The sequence below is a fragment of the Acidovorax sp. ACV02 genome (assembly GCF_014851475.1).
Taxonomy (GTDB): domain Bacteria; phylum Pseudomonadota; class Gammaproteobacteria; order Burkholderiales; family Burkholderiaceae_C; genus Acidovorax; species Acidovorax delafieldii.
Genome location: NZ_JACUZU010000006.1, coordinates 210,241 through 223,185, shown reverse-complemented (window position 1 = coordinate 223,185; position 12,945 = coordinate 210,241). Strand labels below are relative to the sequence as shown.

Genomic DNA, 12,945 nt, shown 5'->3' with positions numbered 1-12,945 from the left:
GGCGCAGGTTCAAGTTGCAAAGCGGCTGGCGTCTTCCCCGGGCGCGGTCAGCGCGCGGCAGCCCGCTCGGCGGCTTCGATGGTGTTCACCAGCAGCATGGTAATGGTCATGGGTCCAACCCCGCCAGGGACGGGGGTGATCCAGCCCGCCACCTCTTTGACGCCCTCAAAGTCCACATCGCCACACAGTTTGCCGTCGGCCTTGCGGTTGATGCCCACGTCGATCACGATGGCACCGGGCTTGACCATGTCGGCGGTGAGCGTGTTGGCGCGGCCGACCGCAGCCACCACGATGTCTGCCTGGCGGGTGTGGTAGCCCAGGTCGGGGGTGCCGCTGTGGGTGACGGTGACCGTGGCGTTGGCCTGCAGCAGCAGCAGGGCCATGGGCTTGCCCACGGTGTTACTGCGCCCGATGACCACGGCATGTTTGCCCTTGATCGACTGGCCCGTGGACTCGATGAGCTTCATGCTGCCGTAGGGCGTGCAGGGGCGGAAACCGTCCAGCCCGGCCATGAGTTCGCCAGCCGACAGCACCGAGTAGCCATCCACATCCTTGGAGGTGGCAATGGCCTCGATGACCTTGTGCGGGTCAATGTGCTTGGGCAGGGGCATCTGCACCAGGATGCCGTGCACCGTGGGGTCGGCATTGAGGGCTTCGATGCGTGCCAGCAGCGCAGCCTCGCTGAGATCGGCATCGTACTTTTCAAAGATGGAGCGCACGCCGCTGTCCTCGCAGGCCTTGACCTTGTTGCGCACATACACGGCCGAGGCTGGGTCTTCGCCCACCAGAATCACCGCCAGGCCAGGCTGGTGGCCACGGGCGGTGAGGGCGGCAGCGCGTTGCGCCACCTCGCTGCGAAGTTGGCGGGAAAGGGCGTTGCCGTCGATGAGTTGGGCTGTCATGTCAGAAAATACAAGTCAAAATGGCTGGTAGCGCTAGTGCAATATGCGCTGGTAGCTATCAAAATGGGAGCGATCAGCCCTTGGGCGCGTTCTGCCCCAGAGCGATCTTGAGCAGATCGGCCACCGTGTTGGCGTTGAGCTTTTCCATGATGTTGGCGCGGTGTGCCTCCACCGTCTTGATGCTGATGCCCAGGTCGTCAGCGATCTGCTTGTTCAGGCGACCGGCCACGATGCGTTCGAGCACCTGCGCCTCGCGGCTGGTGAGCTTGGACAGCAGGGCGTCGCGGCTGGCGGCCTGCTGGTAGCCCGCGAAGGCTTCGCGGGCGTGGTCTAGCATGCGCTCTACCAGGCCCACCAGCTCTTCTTCGTCAAAAGGCTTCTGGATGAAGTCCAGCGCACCTTTCTTCATGGTGTTCACTGCCATAGGCACGTCGCCGTGGCCGGTGATGAACACGATGGGAAGCGGCGATTTGCGCTCAATGAGGCGGTCCTGCAGTTCCAGGCCGGTCATGCCGCCCATGCGGATGTCCACGATCAGGCAGGCCACCTCGCGCGGATCGTAGCGTGAGAGAAACGTCTCGGCCGAATCAAAGCAACGCACCCGGTAGTCCTTGCCTTCCAGCAGCCACTGCAGGGAATCGCGAACTGCTTCGTCGTCGTCCACAACGTAAACAGTGCCTTTTTTCGGAATCAAGCTCATGCAACAGTCCTTGGGTTTTGTTCGTTTGCTACAGAATTTGTAGTGGCATCAGCAGGCTTGGCAAGCGGCAGCCAGAAGGAGAACCTGCAGCCTGTAACCTCCGAGCCATTGTAGAGGTTCTCCGCCTGCATCCGGCCCTGGTGGGACTCGACGATGCTGCGGCACAGATTGAGGCCCATGCCCATGCCTTCCTGCTTGGTAGAGAAGAAGGCCTCGAACAGGCGCTCCAGCACTTCGGGGGCCAGCCCCTTGCCGGTGTCCTGCACCGAGAACTCGACCACCTGGCGGTCATCGATCTGCTTGGGCACCACGCGCAGCTCCACGCTGCGGTTGGGGGCGGGGCGGTCGGCGTGCTGGATGGCCTCGGCGCCGTTCTTCATCAGGTTGACGAGCACCTGCTCGATCAGGATGGTGTCGGCCATCACTTGCGGCAGGCGCGCGGCGACGTAGTGCGTCAGGCGCACGTTGTGTCGGCGCAGTTCGATGTCGGCCAGCTCGACGGCTTCGTTGACCATCGAATGCACATCGGCCAGCGTGCGGTTGGGCTCGCTCTTTTTCACGAACGAGCGGATCCGCTGGATGATCTGGCCTGCGCGCTGCGCCTGGTGGGCTGTCTTTTGCAGGGCGGTGAGCAGGGCCTCTTCGGTGAGCTGGCCGCTCTGGATGCGCGAAACCATGCCGCTGCAGTAGTTGTTGATGGCGGTGAGCGGCTGGTTCAGTTCGTGCGCCACGCTGGACGCCATCTCGCCCATGGTGATGAGGCGGCTGACCGACTGCGCGCGCTCGGCCTGCCGCTGGGCCTGCTCTTCAGCCAGGCGGCGGGGGGTGATGTCCGTGGCAATCACCATCTGGGCCAGGCGGCCGTCCACCCAGTTCAGATAGCGCGAGCGCACTTCCAGCCACTTGCCCAGGTCGGGCAGGTAGATTTCGGCGTTTTCACTGCGGGCGCTGGTCAGCGTGTCGGTGGGCAGGCCCATCAGGCCGTCCTCATCGTCCATGCCACTTTGCTCCTTGCCCGCAATCGGCACCACGCCTGCCTGCGCCACCAGTTGCAGGTGCCCGCCGGTTTGCGACCCGAACCACTGGCGGTAGAGCTTGTTGGCAAACAGCAGCTCTTCGCTGCCCAGGGGGGCCACCGACACCGAGGCGTCCAGCGACTCCAGCACGATGGTGAAGCGCTCGTGCGATGCGGAAAGTTGTTCGCGGATGCGGTTGGGCTCGGTGATGTCGGTCATCGAGGTCATCCAGCCCGTCTGCTGGCCATGGGCGTCGATCAGCGGAGACACATAGAGCCGGGCGTCGAACAGCGTCCCGCTCTTGCGCTTGACGCGCACCTGAAAGCCGCCTGCCATGGTGTTGCCGCGCAGTTCGTCGCGCAGCTTGGCCTGCAGGGTTTCGTGATCGGCCTCAGGCCAGTAGGGGAATGGGGCCTTCAGGCCCACCAGCTCTTCGGCACTCCAGCCCGTCATCTGGCAAAAGGCGGCGTTCACATAGCTGATGCGGCCTTCCATGTCTAGGGCGCGCATGCCGGTGAGGATGGAGTTTTCCATCGCCCGGCGAAAGTTGGTCTCGGCCACCAGGGCCTCTTGCGCCTGCATGCGGCGACGGGTGTGGCGCCAGGTGGCGATCAGCATCCAGGCCGTCATCGCGCTCAGCGTGCCCACCAGCCAGAACAGCCCGCTGCCCACCACGCCAAGCGACGTGCGGTAGGCCTGGGCGCGCAGCACCAGACCGTTGCCAACGGGGGAGACCGGTACCTCGTACTCGTTGGCCTTGGGCGTCCAGGGGAGCAACTGGGTGGCCTTGTTGCGCGGGCCCAGCGGCGTGCCCGCCAGCACCTGGTTCTTGCTGTCGAGCAGCGTCACCGCGTAGCGCGCCAGCACTTCGGTGGGGGTGCCGTAGCGCAGCAGGCTGTCGATGGAATATTCACCCAGCACCACGCCGCTGAACTTGCCCTGGTTGTTGAGCGGTACCTGCAACTGCAGCAATGGGGTCGCATCGCCCGACGTGGCGGCCGGCTGCGCGTACACCGGTTGCTGCAGGTCCCGCGCCAGGCCAAAGGTGTCGGCGGTGTCCCCGGGCTTGAGGACTTCGCCTGCGATGCGCAGCTCACCACTGGCCAGTGTCGGGGCGGCTTGGCTTGCGCGGATGCGTCGGCGGTCGTCAATCCAGGTGATGGCCTGCAGCTCAGGGTACTGGCTGATCAGTGCCTCGGCGCGGCTGATGAACTCTGCCTTACCCAGGTCCTGGTTGGACACATCGCGTGCGATGCGCATGAGTTGCTCTTGCCGTTCCAGCAGGCGCAGGCGTACGCGCTGCTGGGCGTATTCCACGTCGCGCCGTAGGGCTTCTTGTTCGCGTTCGGCTTCTTCGGCGCGCAGGTACCAGAACGCCGCAACGATGGCGGCCAAGAACATCAGCACTGCCGCGAGGGGGGCGAGTGCGGCAAAACGGTCTTGCCGGGTGGGCGACAAGCCGCGCCACCACTTGCGCCACCAGCGTATCGGCGCTGCCACGGTCGTGGCCGTGGGGGAGGGGGTGGTGGGCATCGAATCCATGTAGGGAGTGTAGAGGAGCCCCGGGAGTGCTCAGGCCTTCTGCATCATGTGCGCCTGCAGCAAATTATTGCAATATGAAATGAATAGGCACCATTTGAAATTACGAAAAAATATGCGAAACTAGAGCCAACGTACTAAATTGCTGCCACACCTACAGGAGACAAAGCATGTCAGCTCAGCCCGACCCTCAGGCCGGTTTCGGCATCGGTTCCGATACCGACCAGCAAGAAACCCGTGAATGGATGGACGCGCTGTCCGCCGTGATCGACAAGGAGGGCCCAGAGCGCGCCCACTTCCTGTTGGAACAACTTCTTGAACACGCCCGCCAGAGCAGCATCGACCTGCCGTTTTCTGCCAACACGGGTTACGTCAACACCATCGAGCCGGAAAAAGAGGCGCACTGCCCTGGCAACATCGCCATCGAAAAGCGCCTGCGCGCCTACATGCGCTGGAACGCCATGGCCATGGTGGTGCGTGCCAACCGCCTGAACCCTGCCGACGGCGGCGACCTGGGCGGTCACATTGGTTCGTTTGCCTCGGTGGCCAGCATGTTCGGTGCGGGCTTCAACCACTTCTGGCATGCCGCCAGCGAAGACCACGGCGGTGACCTGCTGTACATCCAGGGCCACAGCGCCCCCGGCATCTATGCGCGCGCTTACCTCGAGGGCCGCCTGAGCGAAGAGCAGCTCGACAGCTTCCGCCAGGAAGTGGACGGCAAGGGCCTGTCCAGCTACCCGCACCCCAAGCTGATGCCCGAGTTCTGGCAGTTCCCTACGGTGTCCATGGGCCTGGGGCCATTGATGGCCATCTATCAGGCCCGCTTCCTCAAGTACCTGCACGCCCGTGGCATTGCCAACACCGAAAACCGCAAGGTGTGGGTGTTCTGCGGTGACGGTGAAATGGACGAACCCGAATCCCTGGGCGCCATCGGCCTGGCCGCGCGCGAAAACCTCGACAACCTGGTCTTCGTGATCAACTGCAATCTGCAGCGCCTGGACGGCCCAGTGCGGGGTAACGGCAAGATCGTGCAAGAACTCGAAGGCGAGTTCCGCGGCGCGGGCTGGAACGTGATCAAGCTGCTGTGGGGCAATGGCTGGGATGCCTTGCTGGCCCGCGACAAGACCGGCAAGCTCAAGCAGCTGATGATGGAAACGCTGGACGGCGATTACCAGGCCATGAAGGCCAACGATGGCGCCTTCGTGCGCAAGAACTTCTTCGGCAAGTACCCCGAGACGCTCAAGCTCGTCGAGCACATGACAGACGAAGAGGTGTTCGAGCTGCGCCGTGGCGGCCACGAGCCCGCCAAGGTGTATGCCGCCTTCCACGCTGCCAATGAGCACAAGAACCAGCCCACCGTGCTGCTGGTCAAGACCGTCAAGGGTTATGGCATGGGCAAGGCCGGTGAAGGCAAGAACACCGTGCACCAGACCAAGAAGCTGTCGGACGAGGACATCAAGTACATCCGCGACCGCTTCAACATCCCGATCCCGGACAGCCAGCTGGCTGACATTCCGTACTACAAGCCGGCCGATGACACCCCGGAGATGCAGTACCTGCACGAGCGCCGCAAGGCCCTGGGTGGCTACCTCCCCAAGCGTCGTCCCAAGGCGGACGAGCACTTCACCGTGCCCGCCATCGAGACCTTCAAGGCCATCCTGGAGCCCACGGCCGAAGGCCGTGAAATCTCCACCACCCAGGCCTACGTGCGCTTCATCACGCAACTGCTGCGCGACCAGGCCCTGGGGCCGCGTGTGGTGCCCATCCTGGTGGATGAGGCCCGCACCTTCGGCATGGAAGGCCTGTTCCGCCAGATCGGCATCTACAACCCCAAGGGCCAGCTGTACACCCCGGTCGATCGCGACCAGGTGATGTACTACAAGGAAGACAAGGCCGGCCAGATCCTGCAGGAAGGCATCAACGAAGCCGGCGGCATGGCCAGCTGGATCGCTGCCGCCACCAGCTACAGCACCAACAACCGCATCATGGTGCCGTTCTACGTGTACTACTCGATGTTCGGCTTCCAGCGCATTGGCGACCTGGCCTGGGCTGCGGGTGACATGCAGGCCCGTGGCTTCTTGCTGGGCGGCACCTCGGGCCGTACTACGCTCAACGGTGAAGGCCTGCAGCACGAAGATGGTCACAGCCACATCCTGGCCAACACCATCCCCAACTGCGTGAGCTACGACCCCACCTTTGCCCACGAAGTGGCGGTGATCATGCACCGTGGTCTCAAGCGCATGGTCGAGCAGCAGGAAAACGTCTTCTACTACATCACGCTGCTCAACGAGAACTACCCGATGCCGGGCCTCGTGGAAGGCACGGAAGAGCAGATCATCAAGGGCATGTACCTGTGCAAGCCCGGCGCCGAGGGTGACAAGCGCGTGCAACTGCTGGGTTCGGGCACCATCCTGCGCGAGTCGCTGGCTGCCCAAACCCTGCTGGCCGCTGACTGGGGCGTGCAGGCCGATGTGTGGAGCTGCCCGAGCTTCAACGAACTCACCCGCGAAGGCCAGGACGTGGACCGCTGGAACCTGCTGCACCCGCTGGAAACTCCGCGCGTGCCGTTTGTGGCGCAGCAACTGGGCAGCAGCACGGGCCCCGTGGTCGCATCCACGGACTACATGAAGGCCTATGCAGAGCAGATCCGTCCCTTTGTGCCCAAGGGCCGCAACTACAAGGTGCTGGGCACCGACGGTTTTGGCCGCAGCGACTTCCGCAGCAAGCTGCGCGAGCACTTCGAGGTGAACCGCCACTACATCGTCGTCGCCGCCCTCAAGGCGCTGAGCGAAGACGGCGTACTGCCCGCCACCAAGGTGGCCGAGGCGATCGCCAAGTACGGCATCAATGCTGACAAGATCAACCCGCTCTACGCATAAAACGAACGGAGACAGAACAATGGCATTGGTCAACATTCAAGTCCCGGACATCGGGGACTTCGACGAAGTGGGCGTGATCGAGTTGCTGGTCAAGGTGGGTGACACCGTGAAGGCCGAGCAGTCGCTCATCACGGTCGAATCGGACAAGGCATCGATGGAGATCCCATCCAGCCACGCAGGCGTGGTCAAGGAACTCAAGATTGCGTTGGGCGACAAGGTCAAGCAAGGCTCGGTGATTGCGGTGGTGGAGTCCGCTGACGCGGGCGCTGCGGCAGCTCCGGCGGCTGCACCGGCTCCTGCCGCAGCTGTTTCCGCGCCCGCCCCCGTGGCGGCACCTGCGCCAGCTCCTGCTGCTGCAGCCCCAGCGGCCACAGGCCCGGTCGAAGTGCGCGTGCCCGACATCGGGGACTTCAAGGACGTGGCCGTCATCGAGATGCTGGTCAAGGTCGGCGATACCATCAAGGTCGAGCAGTCCCTGTTCACCGTCGAATCCGACAAGGCCTCCATGGAGATCCCGTCGCCCGCCGCTGGCGTGCTCAAGGAACTCAAGGTCAAGATTGGCGACACCGTCAACATTGGTGATCTGGTGGCTCTGCTTGAAGGTACGGCATCTGCTGCAGCGCCTGTAGCAGCACCGGTTGCGGCCGCTGCGCCGGCACCTGCCCCAGTGGCTGCGGCCGCTCCTGCGGTCGCAGCCGCAGCACCCGCCGCCTCGGTGCCTGTCCCTGCCCACCAGCCCGGCACCCCCACGGCAGGCCTGCCCCATGCATCGCCTTCGGTGCGCAAGTTCGCCCGCGAACTGGGCGTGCCCATCGACGAAGTCAAGGGCACCGGCCCCAAGGGCCGCATCACCCAGGACGACGTGGCCGCCTTCACCAAGCAGGTGATGGCGGGCGCGGTGCAGACCAAGGCCCAGGCCGCCAAGGCGCCCGCTGCGGCATCCGGCGGCTCCGGCGTCGGCCTGGACCTGCTGCCCTGGCCCAAGGTGGATTTCACCAAGTTCGGCCCGGTGGAGCGCAAGGACCTCTCGCGCATCAAGAAGATCAGCGGCGCCAACCTGCACCGCAACTGGGTCGTCATCCCGCACGTCACGAACCACGACGATGCGGACATCACCGACCTCGAAGCCTTCCGCGTGCAGTTCAACAAAGAGAACGAGAAGAGCGGCGTCAAGGTCACCATGCTCGCCTTCATGATCAAGGCCGCCGTGGCCGCGCTCAAGAAGTTCCCCGAGTTCAACAGCTCGCTCGACGGCGACCAGCTGGTGATGAAGAACTACTTCCACATCGGCTTTGCGGCCGACACGCCCAACGGTCTCGTTGTGCCGGTCATCCGCGACGCTGACAAGAAGGGCATCGTCCAGATCAGCCAAGAGATGGGCGACCTGGCCAAGAAGGCGCGCGACGGCAAGCTTGGCCCGGCCGACATGACCGGCGGCTGCTTCTCCATCAGCTCGCTGGGCGGTATTGGTGGTCGTTACTTCACGCCCATCATCAACGCTCCCGAAGTCGCCATCATGGGCGTGTGCAAGAGCAGCCTGGAGCCCAAGTGGGACGGAAAGCAATTTGTACCGCGCCTCATGCTGCCCCTGAGCCTGAGCTGGGACCACCGCGTGATCGACGGCGCCGCTGCTGCACGCTTCAACGTGTACTTTGCCTCGCTGCTGGCGGACTTCCGCCGCATCGTGATGTAACGAAAGGGCAAGACACACCATGGCAATCATCGACATCAAGGTGCCCGACATCGGCGACTTCGCCGAAGTGGCCATCATCGAAGTGCTGGTCAAACCCGGCGACACCATCAAGGCCGAGCAAAGCCTGATCACCGTGGAGTCCGACAAGGCCTCCATGGAGATCCCGTCCAGCCACGCTGGTGTGGTCAAGGAACTCAAGGTCAAGCTCGGCGACAAGATCGCCGAAGGCTCGGTGGTGCTGACGCTGGAAGTGCAGGGTGCAGGCGCAGCCGCTCCAGCGCCTGCCGCATCCCCAGCGCCTGCAGTTTCAGAGCAGAAACCGGCTGTAGCGCAGGTAAATAATGTGCCGGCAGCTATCAATCCAGTAGCATCCAGCTTTGCTGGCTCCGCTGATCTGGACTGCGACGTGCTCGTGCTCGGCGGCGGCCCCGGCGGCTACAGCGCCGCTTTCCGCGCGGCCGACCTGGGCCTCAAGGTCGTCATCGTCGAACGCTACGCCACCCTGGGTGGCGTGTGCCTGAACGTGGGTTGCATCCCCTCCAAGGCGCTGCTGCACGTGGCAGCCGTCATGGACGAGGTCAGCCATATGGCCGACCTGGGCGTGGACTTTGGCGCCCCCGCCGTCAACATCGACAAGCTGCGCGGCCACAAAGAGAAAGTCATCGGCAAGCTCACCGGCGGCCTGGCCGCCATGGCCAAGATGCGCAAGGTGACCACTGTGCGTGGCTACGGGGCCTTCGTCGGTGCCAACCACCTCGAAGTGGAAGAAACCACTGGCACCGCACAGGAGAAGACGGGTACCAAGAAGGTCATCGCCTTCAAGAAGGCCATCATCGCCGCCGGCAGCCAGGCCGTGCGCCTGCCCTTCATGCCCGATGATCCACGCGTGGTCGACTCCACCGGCGCCCTGGCGCTGAAGGAAGTGCCTAAGCGCATGCTCATTCTGGGCGGGGGCATCATCGGCCTGGAAATGGGCACCGTGTACAGCACGCTGGGCGCGCGCCTCGATGTGGTCGAAATGATGGACGGCCTGATGCAGGGCGCCGACCGCGACCTCGTCAAGATCTGGCAGAAGATGAACGCCAAGCGTTTTGACAACATCATGCTCAAGACCAAGACGGTGGGTGCCAAGGCCACGCCCGAAGGCATTGAGGTGACGTTTGCGCCAGCGGAAGAGGGCGGTACCGCCCCCGCACCCCAGGTGTACGACCTCGTACTGCAGGCCGTGGGCCGCACGCCCAACGGCAAGAAGATCGCTGCCGAGAAGGCTGGCGTGGCCGTGACGGACCGTGGCTTCATCAACGTCGACATCCAGATGCGCACCAACGTGCCGCACATCTTCGCCATCGGCGACATCGTGGGCCAGCCCATGCTGGCGCACAAGGCGGTGCATGAAGCGCACGTGGCGGCAGAAGTCATCGCCGGTGAACTGCAGGGCAACAAGGAGCTGGCCGCCGCCGCCTTCAACGCCCGCGTGATCCCATCGGTGGCCTACACCGACCCCGAAGTGGCCTGGGTCGGCCTCACCGAAGACCAGGCCAAGGCGCAAGGCATCAAGGTCAAGAAGGGCCTGTTCCCCTGGACGGCCTCCGGCCGCGCCATCGCCAACGGCCGCGACGAGGGCGTGACCAAGCTGCTGTTCGACGACTCGCCCGAAGCCCATGGCCACGGCAAGATCCTGGGCGGCGGTATGGTCGGCACCCATGCGGGCGACATGATCGGCGAGATCGCCCTGGCTATCGAGATGGGAGCCGACGCGGTGGACATCGGCAAGACCATCCACCCGCACCCCACGCTGGGCGAAAGCATCGGCATGGCGGCGGAGATTGCGCATGGCAGCTGCACGGATGTGCCGCCGCAAAAGAAGTGATCTGACGATCTGCTCAAACCACTACTGATTTGGTCGCAGGCCGCACAAGCTCTGAGGGCTGTGCGGCCTTCCTATTTGTACCGCAGGAAATTTTGAAGACCCTTAGGGCTTGGAGCTGTTACAGATAGAAACCTGATATGGCGTTGTGCAATTCGATTCCATATTGTTGCCATGGCAGACTGCTTTGAACTGTGCATGCACAGTCCAGTTGTAGTCGTTTAGGTGTTGGCCATGGTCGGCTGGCGCCAACAATCAGGGAGTCGATTTTGAAATGGATGGACTTGGCCCGCATTACCGGGCGTGCAATGGTGCTTGGAGGTATCGTGGCCTTGGAGGCATGCGGTGGCTCAGGTGGAGGAGATAACGTCAGCCCTCCATCCGCTTCGACGGGAAAAATCGCCCTGCTCGCTGGAGACGTGGGGGGGCTTGGTAACTTGGACGGGGCTCGCAGTAACGCAACCTTCTATGGCGTCCAAAGCCTGACGGTGGATCCCGCAGGTAATCTCATGGTGGGCGAAGCTGGCAACCATGCGCTGCGCAAAATTTCTCCGGACGGTACCGTGAGTACAGTGGCTGGTGGCGACATGCTCGCCGCACTTGCGGATGGACAAGGGGCTGCTGCCAAGTTTTTGAATCCGCAGTTTGTTGCGGCGGACGCCAAGGGCAACTGGTACGTCTCTGACAAGGGGGACTACATACGCAAGGTGACTCCTCAAGGCACGGTCACCACGCTGGCAAACGTCTCGACCAATTGGAACTGCCAGAGTTCATCGATGGTTTTCTGCCATGTTGGCAAACCTTTGGCGGTGGACGTTGCGGGTACGGTGTATTTCACCGCCAATAACCAGCTGCGCAAGCTGGGGGCAAACGGCCAAATGGAGACTTTGGTCAATGCCATCAGTTCCCGGGGGCTACCCACTCCGGCGTTTTCGTTTGTCTACCTGGCCTCGGGCCTGGTGGTGGATGCACAGGGGACGATCTATATCGCTGACCGTAACCAGCCTGTGATTCGGAAAGTGTCGCCTGCGGGCGATATGACGATACTGGCCGGCTCGGAAGAGTCAAGCCAGACTGTGGACGGCCAGGGCAGCGCTGCGCGTTTTGTGGAGCTTCAAGCCATCACGATCGATGCTGCGGGCAACTTGTACGTGTTGGAAGGCAATGGTGCTATCCGTAAAGTCACGCCTGGTGGTTTGGTCTCCACTGTTCGGCAGCCAACACAAGCATGGGGCTCAGGCTGGTCGTACAGCTTTACCGGGTTTGCACGGGATGCAGCTGGAAACTTTTACCTGTCTGCGCTCGGAGCTGGCGGGAATGCACCTGTTTTTGGGAATACTGCCATCCTGAAAGTTGATACTCAGGGTGTTGAAAGTGTTTATGCGGGCCATAAGGGAGTGGTGGGTGAGGGGGATGGAATTGGCAGCGCTGCACAGTTCTCTGATCCGCGCAGCCCATCCATCGATGCGAATGGCAATCTGGTGATACTCGACCGGTTCGTTAATCCCAACAGCCACTTGTCGGGCCACATTGACGACTCCTACGCTCTGCGCCGCATAAGCCCAGAAGGGGGCACAACGAGTATCGTTCGCATGGAATATCAAAATGCGATGAGCGGAGCGGCCGTAGATCGACGAGGCAATACATACGTCGGCGGTGGGAGGCGCATTCGAGTGATTGCTCCCGACGGCACAGTCAAATCATTCTTTGAAGGCAGCGAGAGTCTGCCCGATGGACTAAGGGTGTTGGCGGTAGATAGCTCCGGTGCGGTGTATGTAGCCGCAGGCTCGACAGTGCCGGCCGCAGGCCTGCCCATTCTTGTGCCGACGAGGCCGTATGGAGCAATTTACAAAATCAATTCGGACAAGACTGTGAGTCTGCTGGCGGGCAAGGCAGGCGTTCAGGGCCTGGTGGATGGCATGGGGGATTCCGCTCGGTTTTCCTCCATTGGCGGTGGCGCGCTGGACTCTGCAGGCAATCTGTATGTGGCGGATCCCGCCAATCACGTGGTCCGCAAAGTCACTCCAGCGGGCTTGGTCAGTACCATTGCGGGTCAACCCGGCGTCCCAGGCTACAGCGACGGTGCGGCAGCGCAGGCGAGGTTCTGGCTTCCCGTGGATGTCAAGATCGACAGTCAGGACAACTTGTATGTGGCTGATCGCAACAATGCTGTGGTGCGCAAAATCAGCGTCGGCGGTGCGGTGAGTACCGTGGTCGGCACGGCCGGTAGATTCGGTTTTGTGCCTGGTGCGTTGCCAAGTGTGATTCCACCGCCTGAAGGAATTGCAGTGAAAGACGCTGTGCTTTTCATTACGACGCGCAATGGGGTGTTGAGGGCCGATCTGTAGT

Annotated in this window: 7 protein-coding genes; 4 read left to right on the top strand and 3 right to left on the bottom strand. The window is 62.8% G+C overall.

Annotated features, from left to right (window positions below; translation table 11 throughout):
- Positions 1-47 precede the first annotated feature (47 nt).
- The 3 genes from folD to IB236_RS15820 form a co-directional block, all read right to left on the bottom strand.
- Positions 48-902, bottom strand: coding sequence for a bifunctional methylenetetrahydrofolate dehydrogenase/methenyltetrahydrofolate cyclohydrolase FolD (gene folD, locus IB236_RS15830; protein WP_056062998.1), 855 nt, complete (start codon positions 900-902; stop codon positions 48-50).
- A 73-nt stretch (positions 903-975) separates the two neighbouring features.
- Complete coding sequence (locus IB236_RS15825; RefSeq protein WP_007848524.1) at positions 976-1,602, bottom strand: response regulator transcription factor; 627 nt, start codon at positions 1,600-1,602, stop codon at positions 976-978.
- A complete protein-coding gene (locus tag IB236_RS15820) occupies positions 1,599-4,160 on the bottom strand; it encodes a PAS domain S-box protein (protein ID WP_056062995.1) in 2,562 nt (853 codons plus the stop codon). The genes IB236_RS15825 and IB236_RS15820 overlap by 4 nt, the downstream gene beginning before the upstream one ends.
- A gap of 167 nt (positions 4,161-4,327) precedes the next feature.
- On the opposite strand from IB236_RS15820, the gene aceE reads away from it, so the two are divergent.
- The 4 genes from aceE (at position 4,328) to IB236_RS15800 (ending at position 12,944) form a co-directional block, all read left to right on the top strand.
- Complete coding sequence (gene aceE, locus IB236_RS15815; protein WP_146870831.1) at positions 4,328-7,036, top strand: pyruvate dehydrogenase (acetyl-transferring), homodimeric type; 2,709 nt, start codon at positions 4,328-4,330, stop codon at positions 7,034-7,036.
- A 19-nt stretch (positions 7,037-7,055) separates the two neighbouring features.
- The gene (gene aceF / locus IB236_RS15810; protein ID WP_192421428.1) at positions 7,056-8,729 is read left to right on the top strand and encodes a dihydrolipoyllysine-residue acetyltransferase; all 1,674 of its coding nucleotides are present in this window, start codon (positions 7,056-7,058) and stop codon (positions 8,727-8,729) included.
- A 19-nt stretch (positions 8,730-8,748) separates the two neighbouring features.
- Positions 8,749-10,599 carry a dihydrolipoyl dehydrogenase gene (lpdA, locus tag IB236_RS15805; protein ID WP_192421427.1) on the top strand — a complete coding sequence of 617 codons (1,851 nt, stop codon included), beginning with the start codon at positions 8,749-8,751 and terminating at the stop codon, positions 10,597-10,599.
- A gap of 266 nt (positions 10,600-10,865) precedes the next feature.
- A complete protein-coding gene (locus tag IB236_RS15800) occupies positions 10,866-12,944 on the top strand; it encodes an NHL repeat-containing protein (RefSeq protein ID WP_225581185.1) in 2,079 nt (692 codons plus the stop codon).
- Position 12,945: the final 1 nt, after the last annotated feature.